At 61.1% G+C, this 16,558-nt stretch carries 14 protein-coding genes; 5 read left to right on the forward strand and 9 right to left on the reverse strand.

Translation table 11 applies throughout. The annotated features are described in order from the left end of the window. Positions 1 to 21 precede the first annotated feature (21 nt). Entirely contained in the window at positions 22 to 636 is a 615-nt protein-coding gene (gene smrA / locus RN346_RS07970; protein ID WP_263584158.1) for a DNA endonuclease SmrA, read from the forward strand. Between the two features lie 91 nt (positions 637 to 727). On the opposite strand, the gene RN346_RS07975 is transcribed toward smrA, so the two are convergent. From RN346_RS07975 to metH, 3 genes are all read right to left on the reverse strand, one after another. Beyond that, a complete protein-coding gene (locus tag RN346_RS07975) occupies positions 728 to 1,276 on the reverse strand; it encodes a DUF934 domain-containing protein (protein ID WP_311962640.1) in 549 nt (182 codons plus the stop codon). Beyond that, complete coding sequence (locus RN346_RS07980) at positions 1,266 to 2,921, reverse strand: nitrite/sulfite reductase (RefSeq protein WP_311962641.1); 1,656 nt, start codon at positions 2,919 to 2,921, stop codon at positions 1,266 to 1,268. Before RN346_RS07980 ends, RN346_RS07975 begins: the two co-directional genes overlap by 11 nt. A 179-nt stretch (positions 2,922 to 3,100) precedes the next feature. Continuing rightward, positions 3,101 to 6,817, reverse strand: a complete 3,717-nt coding sequence (gene metH / locus RN346_RS07985) for a methionine synthase (RefSeq protein ID WP_311962642.1) — start codon at positions 6,815 to 6,817, stop codon at positions 3,101 to 3,103. 280 nt (positions 6,818 to 7,097) lie between these two features. Between metH and nfuA the strand changes: the two genes are divergently transcribed. Both nfuA and RN346_RS07995 read left to right on the forward strand, forming a co-directional pair. Then, positions 7,098 to 7,700, forward strand: a complete 603-nt coding sequence (gene nfuA, locus RN346_RS07990) for a Fe-S biogenesis protein NfuA (RefSeq protein ID WP_263584154.1) — start codon at positions 7,098 to 7,100, stop codon at positions 7,698 to 7,700. 320 nt (positions 7,701 to 8,020) lie between these two features. Next, on the forward strand, positions 8,021 to 9,661 hold the full coding sequence (locus tag RN346_RS07995) for a BCCT family transporter (protein WP_263584153.1): 1,641 nt from the start codon (positions 8,021 to 8,023) through the stop codon (positions 9,659 to 9,661). Between the two features lie 52 nt (positions 9,662 to 9,713). On the opposite strand, the gene RN346_RS08000 is transcribed toward RN346_RS07995, so the two are convergent. Next, positions 9,714 to 10,787, reverse strand: a complete 1,074-nt coding sequence (locus RN346_RS08000) for a DNA-binding protein (RefSeq protein WP_311962643.1) — start codon at positions 10,785 to 10,787, stop codon at positions 9,714 to 9,716. 292 nt (positions 10,788 to 11,079) lie between these two features. On the opposite strand from RN346_RS08000, the gene RN346_RS08005 reads away from it, so the two are divergent. Beyond that, entirely contained in the window at positions 11,080 to 12,201 is a 1,122-nt protein-coding gene (locus RN346_RS08005) for a tyrosine-type recombinase/integrase (protein WP_311962699.1), read from the forward strand. A gap of 47 nt (positions 12,202 to 12,248) precedes the next feature. Continuing rightward, a complete protein-coding gene (locus RN346_RS08010; protein WP_311960769.1) occupies positions 12,249 to 12,665 on the forward strand; it encodes a SufE family protein in 417 nt (138 codons plus the stop codon). Here the strand turns inward: RN346_RS08010 and yidD are convergent. The 5 genes from yidD to RN346_RS08035 are packed head-to-tail and all read right to left on the reverse strand — an operon-like array spanning position 12,662 to position 16,522. Further along, positions 12,662 to 12,952, reverse strand: coding sequence for a membrane protein insertion efficiency factor YidD (gene yidD, locus RN346_RS08015; protein ID WP_263587318.1), 291 nt, complete (start codon positions 12,950 to 12,952; stop codon positions 12,662 to 12,664). The genes RN346_RS08010 and yidD overlap by 4 nt on opposite strands. Before the next feature lie 55 nt (positions 12,953 to 13,007). Next, positions 13,008 to 13,469: a phosphoribosyl-AMP cyclohydrolase gene (gene hisI / locus RN346_RS08020; protein WP_263584150.1), complete on the reverse strand. Its 462-nt coding sequence runs from the start codon at positions 13,467 to 13,469 to the stop codon at positions 13,008 to 13,010. 36 nt (positions 13,470 to 13,505) lie between these two features. After that, the gene (locus tag RN346_RS08025) at positions 13,506 to 13,970 is read right to left on the reverse strand and encodes a transcriptional repressor (protein WP_263587317.1); all 465 of its coding nucleotides are present in this window, start codon (positions 13,968 to 13,970) and stop codon (positions 13,506 to 13,508) included. 30 nt (positions 13,971 to 14,000) lie between these two features. After that, positions 14,001 to 15,002 (reverse strand): alpha-L-glutamate ligase-like protein, encoded by a 1,002-nt coding sequence (locus RN346_RS08030; protein WP_311962644.1) that lies wholly within the window; start codon positions 15,000 to 15,002, stop codon positions 14,001 to 14,003. Beyond that, entirely contained in the window at positions 14,999 to 16,522 is a 1,524-nt protein-coding gene (locus RN346_RS08035) for an inactive transglutaminase family protein (RefSeq protein ID WP_263584148.1), read from the reverse strand. The genes RN346_RS08030 and RN346_RS08035 overlap by 4 nt, the downstream gene beginning before the upstream one ends. Positions 16,523 to 16,558 lie beyond the last annotated feature (36 nt).

Consider the following 16,558-nt stretch of genomic DNA (forward strand, 5'->3'; position numbering starts at 1 on the left):
ACCCACTCCGAGGAGCCCGCCATGAATCAGCCACTTCGTGATGATTTTCGTGAAGACTTTCGTGAAGACATGGATTTTCGCGCTTTTGTCGGTGATGTGAAACCCCTGGCGAAGGGCCGCCGGGCGGATACGGGCGACCGGCGCTCCAGGCCCTCCGAGGCGCAGCTGGCCCGGCGAGAAAGCGCCGAGGCGGCTATTGATCAGAACAACTTTCTGTCCGACGACTTCGTCGATCTATTGCCGCCGTTCGACCCGCTCGAGTACCGCCGCGAGGGTATCCAGCAGGGCGTGGTCGATAAACTCAAGCACGGCGGCTACCCCGTTCAGGCGCAGCTCCACCTGCTCAGGCGCCCGCTCGCCGAGTGCCGGCGGATGCTCTTTCCCTTTATCCAGGACGCTTTTGGTCATGATCTGCGCTCGGTGATGATCGTTCACGGCCGCGGGCGTGAGATCGACAGCCCCGCCAACGTGCTGCGCTCGTATCTGGCCAAGTGGCTTTGCCAGTTCGATGAGGTGCAGGCGTACGTTTCGGCGCAGTCTTCTGACGGGGGGCTCGGAGCGACCTGGGTAATGCTGCGCAAAAGCGACCGCGCCAAGGCCAACAACCGCGAGCGCCAGCAAAAGCGCCGCGGCTAACGCGCTCAATGCGCCAACGACAAAAAAGGCAGCCCGTAGGCTGCCCTTTCAATTAGCGGCCAGAAACGCGCCGCTCGGTTTTATAAAGCGTTTACTCGGCAGCGGCCAGGCGGCGCTCGAACAGCGCTGAGCGCGTCTGGACATCGGTCTGATAGCGCACGCTGAACGCCCTGAGCGCGCGCAGGGCGGTTTCCGGATCCTGATCCTGGCGCAGCGCCATGGCGTTGAAGCCGCAGCGCTCCATGTAGTTGAGCTGATCGATCAGCACATCGCCCACCGCGCGAAGCTCGCCCGTAAAGCCGTAGCGCTCGCGCAGAAGCCGCGCCAGGCTGTAGCCGCGCCCGTCGGTGAAGGCGGGGAAGTCGATCGCCACCGCGTGAGCCTTTTTCAGCTCTTCACCCAGCGCCGGTGTAAGCTCGGTGTCGCTGGTCAACAGCGGGGCGAGGTCGGTGTCACCCAAGTGCTCGCGCCAGAGCGCCAACGGGACGAACGCCGGCAGCTGCTCGGGCAGGGCCTCACCGTCATACGAGACGCACCAGGCGTTCTCGGCGGCGAGCTCGCCGTCATTGATCAAATGGTCGACGTGAACCGGCGCCGGGGCGGTATCCTGTGCCGCGGCGTCTTTGGCATCAGTGGGCATACACGCGCTCCTTGAAGGGTTTCAGGCCGATGCGGCGGTAGGTATCGAGAAAGCGCTCGTCCTCGTGGCGCTCGGCCACGTACACTTCGAGCACTTTTTCGACCACGTCAGGCACGTCTTCGCGGAAGAACGACGGGCCCAGAATCTTGCCAAGCGAGGCGTCGTCGGTGGAGTTACCGCCGATCGAGACCTGGTAATACTCCTCGCCTTTTTTATCGACCCCGAGAATGCCGATGTGGCCGACGTGGTGGTGGCCGCAGGCGTTCATGCAGCCCGAAATATTGAGATCGATCGGGCCCAAATCATAGAGGAAATCCAGATCCTCGAAGCGCTCCTGCAGCGACTGGGCGATCGGGATCGACACCGCGTTGGCCAACGAGCAGTAGTCGCCGCCGGGGCAGCAGATGATGTCGTTGAGCGTGCCGACGGTGGGGTTGGCCATGCCGAGCGCCTCGAGCTCCTGCCAAAGCGTTTCGATCTCGTCGACCGGCACGTCGGACAGCACCAGGTTCTGTTCGTGGGTCACGCGAATTTCGCCGAAGCCATAACGGTCTGCCAGATCCGCGACCGCGTCCATCTGATCGGCGGTCACATCGCCTGGGGCGTGCTCGCGGCGCTTGAGCGAGAGCGTTACCGCCTTGTAGCCCGGCACCTTGTGGTCGGTCACGTTGTTGGTGACAAAGCGCGCAAAGGCGCGGTTCTCGCCGCGTAACGACTCGAAAGCGTCGATTGCGCTTTGTGCCACTTCGCGGCGCTCGGGCTCGGGGAAGTGGCGTTTGGCGTCATCCACCGCGGCCTGGTTCAGCGTCTGGGGGCCGTCTTTCAGATGCGCCCACTCCTCTTCGACGCGGCGGCGATACTCTTCGACGCCCAGCGCCTTGACCAGAATCTTGATGCGCGCCTTGAATTTGTTGTCGCGGCGGCCGAACTGGTTATAGACGCGAACGCAGGCCTCGAGATAGGTGAGCAGGTGCTGCCAGGGCAGGTCCTCGCGTACGGTTTCGGCGATCATCGGCGTACGGCCCAGCCCGCCCCCGGCGAGTACCTTCACGCGTAGCTCGCCGTCTGCGTTGTACCAGAAGCGCAGGCCGATATCGTGAACCTGAATTGCCGCGCGGTCGTGACTGGCGCCGCTGACCGCGATCTTGAACTTGCGCGGCAGGTAGGCGAATTCCGGGTGCAGCGTGGACCACTGGCGAATCAGCTCGCACCACGGGCGCGGGTCTTCGACCTCGTCGTTGGCGATACCGGCGAACTGATCGCTGGTCGTGTTACGAATACAGTTGCCGCTGGTCTGGATGGCGTGCATCTGCACCTTGGCGAGCTCACCCAGAATGTCCGGCACGTCTTCCAGCGCCGGCCAGTTGAGCTGCAGGTTCTGGCGCGTGGTGAAGTGGCCGTAGCCACGGTCGTAGCGCCGCGTGATCTCGGCCAGCGCTTTCAACTGATGGCCGGCGAGCATGCCGTAGGGAATGGCGATGCGCAGCATCGGCGCATGGCGCTGAATATACAAACCGTTTTGCAGGCGCAGCGGGCGAAATTCCTCTTCTCCGAGCTTGCCGGCCTGGTAACGCTCCATCTGATCGCGGAACTGAGCGACCCGCTCATCGACGAGCGTTTGGTCGTGAATATCGTAACGGTACATGTGCACGGTCCTGCATGGCGAAATGGTCACGTCGAGACGGACGGTCGAGTACCGCCACCTTAACGCAGATCGTCATATTCTATGAAAGAATATATAATTATCTTTTTATTCTTGAATGATATTTATAAAGCGTATGCACGCCGGCACCGGTTGTAAAGCCGGCGCCGGGTGGCGGCACTTCAAACCGCGGCGCTGGCCGCCGGTTCCGGCTCGTAGGAGAGCACTGGAGAGAGCCAGCGCTCTAGCTCCTCGAGGCTCATGGCCTTGCGCGCCGCCAGCGCCTCGACCTGGTCGCGGGTGATCTTGCCCGTGGAGAAGTACTTCGACTGCGGGTGGGCGAAGTACCAGCCGGACACCGCCGCGGCTGGCCACATGGCGAAGTTCTCCGTCAGCGCCAGCCCGGTGTTCTCGGTGGCATCCAAAAGCCTGAACAGGGTGGCTTTCTCGGTGTGGTCGGGGCAGGCCGGATACCCCGGCGCCGGGCGAATGCCCTGATATTTCTCGGCAATGAGCGCATCGTTATCGAGCGTTTCATCTTTCACGTAGCCCCAGAACTCCTTACGCACGCGCTCGTGGATGCGCTCGGCAAACGCCTCCGCCAGCCGGTCGGTGAGTGCCTGGACCATGATCGCGCTGTAGTCGTCACCGGCTTTTTCATAGGCTTTCGAGAGCTCATCGACGCCATGACCGGTGGTGACCGCAAAGCCGCCGATCCAGTCGGGTTTGCCGCTCTCCTTGGGCGCGACGAAGTCCGCCAGGCTGTAACAAAGCCCGTCGCGGCCCTTGGTGGTCTGCTGGCGAATATGGTGCAGCCGCTCGACGACCTGCTCGCGGCTTTCATCGGCGTAGACCTCGATCACATCGTCATCGACCGTGTTGGCCGGCCACAGCCCGATTACCCCGCGGGCGTGGATATGGCCCTCGGAGAGCAACTTCTCGAGCATCACCTGGGCATCCTCGAACAGGTTGCGCGCCGCCTCGCCGACGACTTCATCGTTGAGAATCTTCGGATACTTGCCGGCGAGCTGCCAGCTCATGAAAAACGGCGTCCAATCGATGCGCTCCACCAGCTCACGCAAATCGTAGTTTTCGAACACGGTGATGCCGGGCTGCAAGGGGGCGACGGGCGTCACCTCGTTCCAGTCGGTCTTGAAGCGGCGCTTGCGCGCTTGGGTGTAGTCGAGATCCGCCGCCTTGGGTCTGCGCTTGGCGTTGCGCTCGCGCACCACCACGTACTCATCGCGAATGCTCTGGACATACTCCGCCTTCAGGCTCGGCGTCAACAGCCGCCCGGCCACGCCGACGGCCCGCGAGGCGTCGGTGACGTAGATCACCGGGTGCTCGTACTGCGGCTCGATTTTCACCGCGGTGTGCGCTTTCGACGTGGTGGCGCCACCGATCAGAAGCGGCAAATCCATGCCGCGGCGCTGCATCTCCTTGGCCACGTGTACCATCTCGTCGAGCGACGGCGTGATCAGCCCGGAGAGGCCGATGATATCGGCATTGTGCTCTTCGGCGGCCTTGAGGATCTTTTCGGCGGGCACCATCACGCCCAGGTCGATCACCTCGTAGTTGTTGCACTGGAGCACCACGCCGACGATGTTCTTACCGATGTCGTGAACATCGCCTTTTACCGTGGCCATGACGATCTTGCCCTTGGCCTGGGTGTCCTCGCTCTTTTCCGCCTCGATGTAGGGAATCAGATACGCTACCGCCTGCTTCATGACGCGGGCGGATTTAACCACCTGTGGCAAAAACATCTTGCCGGCGCCGAACAGATCGCCGACCACGTTCATGCCGTCCATCAGGGGGCCTTCGATCACCTCGATGGGGCGCGCGGCCTGGGCGCGGGCCTCTTCGGTGTCGGCTTCGATGTGGGCGGTGATGCCCTTGACCAGCGCATGCTCGATGCGCTTGTTCACCGGCAGGCCGCGCCACTCCAGGTCCTCCTTTTTCGGGCCGCTGCTGCCGTCGCCCTTATACTCGTCGGCAATGTCCAGAAGGCGCTCGGTGGCGTCATCACGGCGGTTGAGCACCACGTCCTCGACCGCGTCGCGCAGTTTGGCCGGCAGGTCGTCGTAGACCGCGAGCTGACCGGCGTTGACGATGCCCATGGAAAGACCGTTCTTGATCGCGTGGAACAGGAACACCGAGTGGATCGCTTCGCGCACCGGGTTGTTGCCGCGAAAGGAGAACGACACGTTGGAGACGCCGCCGGAGATCATGGCGTGGGGCAGGTTCTCGCGAATCCAGCGGCACGCTTCGATGAAGTCCACCGCGTAGTTGTTGTGCTCCTCGATGCCGGTGGCGATGGCGAAGATGTTGGGATCGAAGATGATGTCCTCGGAGGGAAAGCCGATTTCATCGACCAGCAGGCGATACGCTCGTTCGCAAATTTCGGTCTTGCGCGCGAAGGTGTCCGCTTGGCCTTCCTCATCGAAGGCCATGACCACGATCGCCGCACCGTAGCGCATGCACTTGGTCGCCTGCTCGCGAAAGGCGGCTTCGCCTTCCTTCAACGAGATCGAGTTGACGACCGCCTTGCCCTGCACACACTTGAGCCCGGTTTCGATGATCTCCCATTTGGAGGAGTCGATCATGATCGGCACGCGCGCGATGTCCGGCTCGCCGGCGATCAGGTTCAGAAAACGCTCCATGGCTTCCTGGGATTCGAGCATCCCTTCGTCCATGTTGATATCGATCACCTGGGCGCCATTTTCCACCTGCTCCAGCGCCACCTCGAGCGCGGTGGTGAAGTCCTCTTCGACGATCAGGCGCTTGAAGCGCGCTGAGCCCGTGACGTTGGTGCGCTCGCCGACGTTGACGAACAGCGAGTCCGCCTCGATGTTGAACGGCTCGAGCCCGGAGAGCCGGCACGCCGTCGAGCGCTGCGGGATTTGACGCGGCGCCACATCGCGCACCGCGTCAGCAATGGCGCGAATGTGTTCCGGGGTCGAGCCACAGCAGCCGCCGATGATGTTGACCAGCCCGCTTTGGGCGAACTCGCCGACGATGGCGGCCATCTCTTCCGGGGTCTGATCGTACTCGCCGAACTCGTTGGGAAGCCCGGCATTGGGGTGTGCGGAGACATAGGTGTCGGCGCGGGTCGAAAGCTCTTCGAGATAGGGGCGCAGCTCCTCGGCGCCAAGGGCGCAGTTGAGCCCGACGGTCAGGGGCTTGGCGTGGCGCACCGAGTTCCAGAACGCCTCGGTGGTCTGACCCGACAGCGTACGCCCGGAGGCGTCGGTAATCGTGCCGGAGATCATCACGGGAAGGCGCTTGCCCAGATCCTCGAACAGCACTTCGAGCGCGTAGATTGCCGCCTTGGCGTTGAGCGTATCGAAGATCGTTTCGATCATGATCAAGTCGCTGCCGCCATCGATCAGCGCCGCCGCGGCTTCATAGTAGTTCTCGTACAGCGCATCGAAGGTGACGTTGCGCTTGGCCGGATCATTGACGTCTGGCGAGAGCGAGGCGGTGCGCGAGGTCGGGCCCAGCACCCCGGCCACGAAGCGAGGGACGCCGGTCTCTTCGGTCACCTCGTCACACACCCGGCGCGCAAGCCGCGCGGCTTCGCGGTTGAGCTCGATTACCAGCTCCTCCATGCCGTAATCGGCCTGGGAGAGGCGGGTGCTGTTGAAGGTGTTGGTTTCGAGTATGTCCGCGCCGGCCTCGAGGTAGTCGCGGTGGATGCGCGCGACCAGTTCGGGCTGGGTCAGCGCCAGCAGGTCATTGTTGCCCTTGAGATCCGATGGCCACGCCTTGAAGCGCTCGCCACGGAACTCCGCCTCGCTGAGCGCTGCGTTTTGCAACATGGTGCCCATACCGCCATCCAGAAGCAGGATGTTTCGGGAAAGACGTTGGGTGAGCGATGCGGTCATATCTCGTAAAGCCATGGCGAAGGGGAGTCTCCAACAGCGCAATCAGGGAAGTTCGGCGCGAACATCGACGCAAATGGCGCTTATCATATCAAACGCGCTTGATCGGGGCAGCACTCGGGGCGTCAACTGGCCAGGCTTTCGCGCCAATATCGACGGTAAAAGGGCTGGCAAGAGCTGCAGGAACTAATAGTTTACTAAAATGGTCGGGATTGTGTCCGCAGTCGGTTTTGCATACCATAGAGGCAAATGACATGTGACGCGGCACCGCCGCTACCACAGGAGGATGAGACCGCTCATGACCACGACTATCGAAGCGCCCGGCATCGACATCACCGATAGCGCCCAGGACTATCTTGCGGAACTGCTGGAAAAGCAAAACGTGGATGGCATTGCGGTGCGTATCTTCATCACCCAGCCCGGCACCCCCTACGCGGAAACCTGCCTGGCTTACTGCCGCCCAGGCGAAGAAGAGCCTACGGACGTGCTGCTCGAGCTCGAGAAGATCAACGTCTATCTCGACAAGAACAGCTTGGCGTTTTTGGAAGAGGCAGTGGTGGATTTCAACGCCGACCGCATGGGTGGACAGCTCACCATCAAGGCGCCCAACGCCAAGATGCCCAAGGTGAATGCGGATAGCCCGCTGGAAGATCGCATCAACTACGTGCTTTACAGCGAGATCAACCCGGGTCTTGCCGCTCACGGTGGCGAGATCAAACTGATTGAGCTGACCGACAAGAAGGTGGCGGTTCTCGCCTTCGGCGGCGGCTGCCAGGGCTGCGCGGCGGTGGATTTGACATTGAAAGACGGCGTCGAGAAAACCCTGATCGAGCGCATTCCGGAACTCGCCGGTATCCGCGACGTGACCGACCACTCGGATACGACCAACGCTTACTACTGATACGTGTCTGTAAATGGTCGGCTGAGGTTGTAGGCGTTTTTACTGCCTTATCGAACACGCTTGACAGTGAAAAGCGCCCCGCCATCGCGGGGCGCTTTTTTTAGCGCTTGGGTCACCGGTATCGATCACGCTGCTCCGGTCGACAGCGGGATTTTAACCGACAGTCAACGCTTGGCTGCGTCAGAAAATTGATAAAACGGCGCCCGGTAGTATGGTTGAGTAAAGACGTGCGACTTGGGTTTCGCTCTCTTGAGCCCAATCACTAATAACTCTTAACTCTACCAACACGTTCGGGAGACAGGATCATTAAAACGTCGTCGATGTTATCCAACATTCACAAGCCGATCTTTTTCGGCTCGCTAGGGCTTTTGCTGCTGGTAACGCTACCCTTGATTCTCTTTCCAGAAGTGGGGCGTGTGTGGGTCATGGCGGCGCAGGCGTTCGTGTCGCGTAATTTTGGCATGCTCTACTTGGGAATGGGGCTCGCGTCACTAGGCTTCATGATCTATATCGTGTTCAGCGACATCGGCCAGATCAAGCTCGGCGATATCGATGCCGAGCCGGAGTTTTCGCTGCTCTCCTGGGGGGCGATGCTGTTTGCCGCCGGGATCGGCGGGGCGGTGGTGTTCTGGGGCATGGTGGAGTGGATGTACTACCTTCAGTCGCCGCCGTTTCATCTCGAGCCGTTTTCCGAGGAGGCGACCGCTTGGGCGGCCACTTATGGCATGTTCCACTGGGGGCCGATCGCCTGGTCGATCTATCTCGTACCGGCGCTTCCCATGGCGTACTTTCTTCATGTGCGCAAGAACAAGGTGCTGCGCATCAGCGAAGCGATTCGCCCGGTACTGGGAGAGAAACTCGCGCGAAGCTGGCTGGGCAACGTCATCAATATTCTGTTCATCTTCGGTATGCTGGGCGGCGGCGCGACTTCATTGGGCATTCTGGTACCACTGATCAATGAAGGACTGGGCAACCTTTTCAATTTCACGCCTAACGCCTTTAGCCAGATTCTGGTGCTGATAGGTACCACGGCGCTCTTTGCCGCCAGCGCCTGGCGCGGTCTCAAGGGCGGTATCGAGCTTCTGTCCGACATCAACATGTGGTTGGGTCTTGGCGTGCTGCTGTTCGTTCTGGTGGCCGGCCCGACGGTGTTCATTCTGGAGACCGGACTCAACTCGATTGGCCTGATGCTGAGCAATCTAGTGCGCATGGCGACCTGGACCGAACCCTTCGGCGCGCTTGGCGGTTTCGAGGAGACCGGCTTCTCACGTAGCTGGACGATTTTCTACTGGGCCTGGTGGCTGGTGTTCGCACCCACGGTCGGGCTTTTCATCGCGCGTATTTCCAAGGGGCGCCGGATCAAGACCATGGTCGCGGGATCGATCTTTTTCGGGTCGCTGGGCTGTGCGCTATTTTTCATCATTCTGGGTAACTACGGGCTCTACCTGCAGTTGAGCGGCACCCTGGACGTCATTCAGATCATGAACGACAGCTCTGCCAACGCGGCGTTCTACGCGGTGCTCGGCGAATTGCCGCTAACCTGGCTGGTCACGGCGGCGGTCGTGATACTGCTGTCGATCTTTACTGCAACCACCTTCGACTCCATTGCCTACATTCTCTCGTCTGCGGCGGAGAAGAATCTGGAGGAGGAGCCGGGGAAATTCCACCGCCTGTTCTGGGCGTTCACGCTGTCGTTTCTGCCCATGTCGCTGCTGTTTTTGGGCGGGCTCGAGACGCTGCAAACCGCCAGTATCGTTAGCGGCGTACCGCTTCTGTTGATCGCGGTGCTGTTGATGATGTCGATGGTGCGCGCGGCAAAGTACGATCTGCGCTACCAGCCGGACTATTCGGATCCCGAGATCAATATCGAGGAGTTTCCCGAGAACGATCCCTGGAGCGAGGAAGGCAGCTGGGAGCTGCCCGATGAAGCCGAGGACGAGGCGCCAAAACCGCAAACCTGAGCGTCTGGTTTTAATCGGCTCGCCTCACATGGGCTCTACGAAGGCCACTCCGTCAGCGGGGTGGCTTTTTCGTTTCTTCTTTTTGACGCGCCGCTTTAAGGGTTTGAGGCAACTCCTTGAGCTGGCGATGAAGCGCCTCGACCTGCTCATTGAGCGTCTGCTGCCAGGCGTTGGCCTCGCTCGCTTGCGAGCGCGTTGTTATCAGACGCTGTTCGGTCTCTTCGCGTTCTCGCGCCAGCGTCGCGTTTTGCTCCTTGAGGCGCTGATTCTCCTGCTCGAGGCGCGCCAGGCGCTGCTGGGCGCTTTGCTCGTCGCGACTTTTTTGCTGTAGCGCCTGCTTTTGGCTCGCCAGCGACTCTTCCAGAGCGCCCAGTTTTTGCTCCATTTGACTCACACGCTTTTGGTGCGCCTTGTCCTGCTGGGCGCGCTCCTGTCTGAGCGTATCCAGTAGCGCCATGAGCTTGCCTTCCGAGGCCTCGTTGCGCTCCTCTTCCTGACTCAGCCGCTGCTCCCAGCTGCTTTGAAGCGCCTGACGCTCCTTTTGGCCGCTCTCTTCCAGCGCGTGATAGCGCTTCTCCAACGCCTCGAAGGCGCGATGAGAACGTTCGGTTTGCTGTTCGGCGCGGGTGGCCTGCTCGACGAGCTGACTCTGGGTCGATTCGAGCGTGGCCAGATCACGGCTCAACGCTTCGAGTCTCGCTTCGGTGTGACGCAAATGCTCTGTCAGTGCTTTCTCGCGCTGCTCGGCGTCAAGAGCGTTCTGGTCGGCCTGCTCGGCGGCTTCGCGCGCCTCGAGCACCTGGCGATTGGCATCCTCCCGATAATGGGCCAGCGCTTCGTTGGCGACCTCCTGAGCCTGCGCCCAAAGCGAGCTGGCCGCGTTGGCCACCACTTCCGGCACTCCTTTGGGCGGCGGCACGTCGCGATTTTGCTCGCGCTCACTGCGCCACTGACGAAAGTGCTCACTGATGGTGGTGAAACTGCCGGTGCCCAGCACCTCGCGAATACGCTGAACGCTGGGAGTGTCTCCCTGACTCAACAGCGTATCGATCGCCTGTTGAACGTCCCCGTACTGAATACCGCTACGCGCCATGATGTCGATTCCAATGACTGGTAAAGACACCATTTTGCGACATCTTTTCGATTTAAACAATAATTACGTAAAACGTAATATGTAATTTTATTTATTATACTGTTAAAAAACTCAAGATTACACGTATTATCTTGAGTTTTTTTAGATGTGGCGGCAGAATTTGGCGTGAGGCGTGAGGCGTGAGGCGTGAGGCGTGAGGCGTGAGGCGTGAGGCGTGAGGCGTGAGGCGTGAGGCGTGAGGCGTGAGGCGTGATGCGTGATGCGTGAGGTATTAAAGAGGTAAGGCGTAGTGAGTAATGAGGTTTACACCCTTCAAGAAGATGATATTTCGAGGGTTTTTGACGTCATCGGTAGGGCAGAAGGCGTTGCCCATATTACGGCTTCAAGCGACGCCGAGGCGGTCGGACTATGGCTAGCCGAGTACCGCGAGAGCCCGCAAACCTTCAAGGCGTATCGGCGCGAGGCGGAGCGGCTGCTGCTGTGGCTCTCAGACACACGGCGGCGTTTGGGCGAACTCGATCGGGAAGGGCTGCGTGAATTCGAGGCGTTTCTCGAAGACCCGCAGCCGGCCTCGCGCTGGGTGGGGAGTGGAGCGCCGCGCTCGAGCCCCGCCTGGCGGCCGTTTCGTGCAGGGCTGTCGCCGGCGAGCCGGCGTCAAAGTCTGGTGATACTTCAAGGGCTTTACGGCTGGCTGGTCGAGGCCGGGTGGGTCGCGCACAACCCGTTTCGGCTGATGCGCGACAAGTCGCGTCGGCTCAATAACCAAACACTTGGCGTCGAGCGTTACCTGGAGTACGAGCTTTGGCAATGGCTTTGGGGCTGGCTGAATGGAGATACGGAGGAGGGCGCGAGTACCCGTCAGCGCTATGAGCGGGCGCGGTGCCGGTTCATTTTCAGTTTTGCCTATCTGCTGGCCCCGCGTATTAGTGAGATGGCCAGCGCCCGTATGGAGGATTTCGTTTTCAGGGAAGGGCGCTGGTGGTGGGTGGTGACCGGCAAGGGGCAGAAAACCGCACGCATTCCTCTGCCCGAGGATATGCTGGGCGCACTGGCCGAGTGGCGCTTGGCGCTGGGGCTCTCATCGCTTCCTGCGTTTGACGAGGCAACGCCGCTTCTGCGCGCGCTCGACGGTGTTCGCGGTATCAGCGACAACCAGCTCTACCGGCTGATCAAAAAAACCTTCGCCCAGGCCGCCGAGGCGCTGGAGGCGGAGCAGGGCGCGCCGGGCCACATCGAGGCCCTACGCCACGCGACACCCCACTGGCTGCGCCATACGTCGATTACTCACCAGGCGCAGTCGGGTATCGAACTCAGGTACCTGGCCCAAAGCGCGCGCCATGCGCGTCTTGAAACCACCAGCCGCTATCTGCATACCGAGGCCGAGCAGTGGCACACCGAACAGCAGCGCCATCGTCTGGGCGCTTCACCCACAAAACGGCGCGATTGAGCGTTATAATGACGGCCAAATTTGCCTAATGCCTTCAAGGAGAAACCATGAGCACGCCAGGCCCCGAGCTCGCCCAGCAGGAACTGATCGAAGAGTTCGAGATGTTCGACAACTGGATGGATCGCTACCAGTACATCATCGATATGGGCAAGCAGCTGCCCGACTTTCCCGCCGAGTGGCAAACCGAGGAGTACAAGATTCAGGGGTGTCAGTCCAACGTCTGGATGAACCACGAGCAAGACGGCGACAAGCTGGTATTCAAGGCGACCTCAGACGCGGCCATCGTTTCCGGCCTTATTGGCGTGCTGCTGCGCATCTACAGCGAACGCACCCCGGCCGAGATTACCGCCACCCAGCCGCACTTTTTGCAGGATCTGGGCCTCGATAAGCACCTTTCGCCGACGCGCAGCAACGGCCTGCACGCCATGCTCGAGCGCATCTATCAGGTCGCGCAAAGCGCCTAATCGGATCGATCGTTGCAGCAGTGTGTGTTGCCGGTTTTGGATTTATCGCACTCGATTTCGTCGTCGCGGCAAAGCGCTTCGCTGCGCCCGCCGGGCACCGGGTCCATGCCGCCGGGGTGGCCCGGATGGCATTTGACGAGTCGTTTCAAGGCCATCCAGCCGCCCTTAAGCGGGCCGTGTACCTGGATGGCCTCGATCGTGTAGGAGGAGCAGCTCGGCCAGAAGCGACAGCGCGGGCCGAGCAGGGGGCTCAGGATGAGCTGGTAGAGCCGAACCAGCGCGATCATCAGGGCGCCAGGGGTTTTGATGATCCCTTTCTTGACCGCCCGCCAGGCGTTCACGTTAGCGCTTGGCGTAGAGCGTGGCCGGGTCGATGAGCGGCGCGCTGGTGATGGCGGCTTTCTCAAAGTCGACGGCGATATAAAAGCAGCTGCGCCGGCCGGTGTGGCACGCCGGACCGGTTTGGTCTACCTGCAAAAGCACGGTATCGGCGTCGCAGTCGAACGCGGCGGACACCAGCGCCTGCTGCTGGCCGGAGCTTTCGCCCTTCCGCCAGAGTTTGCCGCGCGAGCGGGAATAGTAGCAGACCCGGCGGGTCGAGAGGGTCTCCTCGAGCGCCTCGCGGTTCATCCAAGCCATCATCAGTACTTCGCCGCTGTCATGCTGCTGAGCGATGGCGGGTATCAGGCCGTCGCTATTGAACCTGGCCGCGTCCAACAGCGTTTGGGTCGGCGGCAGCGTCTCATCGCATCCGGCGGATTCGAGCGCCTTGAAAAGCGAGGCGTGCGGGTCGAAACGGGACATAACGGATACTCGTTTGAAGGGTCGCTAAGAAAAAGGTCAGTCGGCGGCGGCGTTTGCCTGGCCGCTTTCCCGGCAGGTAGCGCAGTAGCCCTGTAATTCGATGGTCTGACGCTCGACGTTGAAGCCTTTTTCTCGCGCAAGACCCACCAGCTCGTCGCTGATGGCATCCAGGTGCAGCTCTTCAACGTGACCGCAAAGGCGACAAATCAACAGCTGAAAGCCGTGGGTGTGCTCGGGGCAGGCGCAGGCGATGTAGGCGTTTTGAGACTCGATGCGATGAACGAAGCCTTCGGTGATCAAAAACTCGAGCGCGCGGTACACCGTCGGCGGACGCGCGGCGGCGTGTTCGCTGGAGAGCTGGTCGAGCAGGTCGTAGGCTTTCAGCCCACCGCCGCTGTCGGCGATCATTTCGAGCACGCGCTTGCGAATCGGGGTGAAGCGCACGCCGCGATTGATGCATTGCGATTCGGCTTGCTGCAGTAACGTATTGGTTTTCATCATCAGCGACCGGGTCAACATGGTGAGCCTAGTTTACGCGCTCGCCGTCTCTGTGTCAGGGGCGCTAACGAGCTCACTTTGGCGCGCGAAGTGATGCTGGGCAAACGCCACGCGCTCCTTGGCGCTGACGCCGTCGGGCTGGCGTTCGATCAGATCGAGGCGTCGGCGAAGTCCTTCGCCGTTGGTCATCTGAATGGCAAGCCCGGGCCGGGCGTTGAGCTCCAGCAACATGGGGCCGTGTACCCGGTCGAGCACCATGTCGGTGCCCAGATAGCCAAGGCCGGTCATTTCATAACAGCCGGCGGCCAAATTCAGGAGCGTGTCCCACTGTGGCACGACCAGGCTCGCCAGATCGTGGCCGGTATCCGGGTGGCTGTAGCAGGGGCGGTCGAACTGAACGCCTCTGAGTGCCGCGCCGGTGGCGATGTTGAGCCCCACGCCCACTGCACCCTGGTGCAGGTTGGCCTTGCCATCGGAGGCGGCGGTGGACAGGCGCATCATGGCCATCACCGGGTAGCCCTTAAAAACGATGACGCGAATGTCCGGCACGCCTTCGTAGGTGTAAGCCATCAGGCTTTCATCGAAGTTGATCAGTGTTTCGATCACCGCGACGTCCGGCGAGCCACCAAGCGAATAGAGCCCGGAAAGGATGTTCGACACGTGACGCTCGAGGTCGACCAGGGTCAAGTGCGCGCCGCTGGGTTTGATGAAGACGTTGTCATCGTCAACGTTTTCGATGACCAGAATCCCCTTGCCGCCACTGCCCTTGGCAGGCTTGATCACAAACCCCTTGTGCCCGGTGAGCATGGCGCCGATATGCTTGACGCCGAACTGGGTGCTCACCGTGCCGATCAGCGCGGGCGTGGTGATGTCATAGCGCTGGGCCAGCAGCTTGGTCTTGAGCTTGTCATCCACCAGCGGGTAGAGCTTGCGCGAGTTGTAGCGGCCGATGTAGCGAATGTTGCGCCGGTTCATGCCGATGATGCCCTTGTCTCTTAGCCTGGAAGGCCAGGTCCAGTCCTTGAACCAGCTCATGAGGGCTTCTCGTCATCAATAATCGGCTTGAAGCGGCGCAGTTCGAGCAGGCGATAACCGGTGTAGTTACCCAGCATCAAAATGAACGCCATCAAAATCAACTGCACGCCGAGGAAGTTGAAGGTGATGTGGCGAATCCAGGGGTTGTTCATGGCCAGATACGCGAGCACCGCGGTCACCAGACTGCCACCGCCTTGGATCAGTACCTGCTTCGGGCCTTCTTCCTCCCAAAGAATCGACATACGCTCGATGGTCCAGGCCAGAATGATCATCGGGAAGAAGGTGACGGTGAGCCCCGCCGAGAGGCCCATGCGATAGGCGAGCACGGTGAAGGCGGCGATGATCGCGATGACCGTGATGATGACCGCCGATACCCTCGCCACCAGCAGCAAATTCAAGTGCGACAGGTAGTTTCGGATCACCAGGCCCACCGCGACGATGAGCAGAAAGCCGATCAGGCCGGTTAAAAGCGTGGTTTGAATGAACGCCAGCGCGATCAGAACCGGCATGAAAGTACCCGAGGTTTTCACCCCGATGAAGACGCGCAAAAGCACCACCACCAGCGCCCCGATGGGGATCAGCAAAATGGTCTGGAACAGCGCCTGCTCCTCCAGCGGTAGGCTGTGAATCGAGAAGTTCAAGAGCGTGCTGTCCGAGCGGTGGTTACGCACCGCCGCCGACGCCGGTTGGTTGTGGGTCAGCATCGAGAAGCTGACCTGGGAATTGGTGCCGCCCTGAACCTCGAGTACCGCGCGGCCGCCGGTTTCCCACAGCAGCAGATTGTCCGGGCGGCCACGCTCACCGGTCCTTGGATTGAACACTGTCCACTGCTCGCCGGTTTCGTCGAACACCTGAATCCAGCTGGTCAGCGACTGGCGCCGGCGCGCGTCTTCGAGCATGAGGCCGCTGATTTCCCGCGCCTGAACACCGGCCTGGTTCAATAGCCGTACGATCAGCGCCGTCGGCGTCTCCTGGCTCAACAGCAGCCGCGCGTTCTCGGCCTGACGTTCGCCGTTGAGATCGAGGATCAACTCGCGGGCAAACGTGGCGTTATCGGCGCTTCGCGCCCAGGCCCGCTCGATGATCTGCTCGGCGGCGCTATCGTAGGGCGCCCCCCAGGGCGTCGGCGTCGATAGCCCGGGCGGCGTCTGGATAGGCGCGCGCGCTTCGGGCGATACCAGCATTTGCACCGAGTAGTAAAGCTGCTGGCTACCGGCGGCGTTGCGGATGGTCCACTGCGCCTGGCGGCCCAGCTCGTCGGCGCTATAGGCGAGGCCATAGCCCGATGAGGCCGTGTTTTCGGTCAATACACGATAGCCCGCCTGATGCGACGGCAGCGCCAAATCGACCTGAACCGGGCCATCCTGGGCGTTGAACGTGATCACCGCCTCGATCTCCCACACCTGGCGCTGCTCGCCGGGGGTCCAGGGGATTTCGAACTGAACGTGACGATGAATGCTGGCCGCGATACCCACGACCAGCAAAAAGCCCACGATTAAATAAAACGCCAAGCGTGACATGAAGGTTGATTCCTTGCGGCATTAAACGACAGGGGA

The organism is Halomonas sp. PAMB 3232 (genome assembly GCF_031954225.1).
In the GTDB taxonomy this organism is placed as follows: domain Bacteria; phylum Pseudomonadota; class Gammaproteobacteria; order Pseudomonadales; family Halomonadaceae; genus Vreelandella.

Excerpts from the sequence above, each read along its gene's own strand:
- yidD (WP_263587318.1), bottom strand. The coding sequence starts at position 12,952 with ATGATCGCGCTGGTTCGGCTCTACCAGCTCATCCTGAGCCCCCTGCTC.
- smrA (WP_263584158.1), top strand. The coding sequence starts at position 22 with ATGAATCAGCCACTTCGTGATGATTTTCGTGAAGACTTTCGTGAAGAC.
- RN346_RS08035 (WP_263584148.1), bottom strand. The coding sequence starts at position 16,522 with ATGTCACGCTTGGCGTTTTATTTAATCGTGGGCTTTTTGCTGGTCGTG.
- RN346_RS08030 (WP_311962644.1), bottom strand. The coding sequence starts at position 15,002 with ATGAGCTGGTTCAAGGACTGGACCTGGCCTTCCAGGCTAAGAGACAAG.
- RN346_RS07975 (WP_311962640.1), bottom strand. The coding sequence starts at position 1,276 with ATGCCCACTGATGCCAAAGACGCCGCGGCACAGGATACCGCCCCGGCG.
- RN346_RS08025 (WP_263587317.1), bottom strand. The coding sequence starts at position 13,970 with ATGATGAAAACCAATACGTTACTGCAGCAAGCCGAATCGCAATGCATC.
- RN346_RS07995 (WP_263584153.1), top strand. The coding sequence starts at position 8,021 with ATGTTATCCAACATTCACAAGCCGATCTTTTTCGGCTCGCTAGGGCTT.
- nfuA (WP_263584154.1), top strand. The coding sequence starts at position 7,098 with ATGACCACGACTATCGAAGCGCCCGGCATCGACATCACCGATAGCGCC.
- RN346_RS08000 (WP_311962643.1), bottom strand. The coding sequence starts at position 10,787 with ATGGTGTCTTTACCAGTCATTGGAATCGACATCATGGCGCGTAGCGGT.
- RN346_RS07980 (WP_311962641.1), bottom strand. The coding sequence starts at position 2,921 with ATGTACCGTTACGATATTCACGACCAAACGCTCGTCGATGAGCGGGTC.
- hisI (WP_263584150.1), bottom strand. The coding sequence starts at position 13,469 with ATGTCCCGTTTCGACCCGCACGCCTCGCTTTTCAAGGCGCTCGAATCC.
- metH (WP_311962642.1), bottom strand. The coding sequence starts at position 6,817 with ATGGCTTTACGAGATATGACCGCATCGCTCACCCAACGTCTTTCCCGA.
- RN346_RS08010 (WP_311960769.1), top strand. The coding sequence starts at position 12,249 with ATGAGCACGCCAGGCCCCGAGCTCGCCCAGCAGGAACTGATCGAAGAG.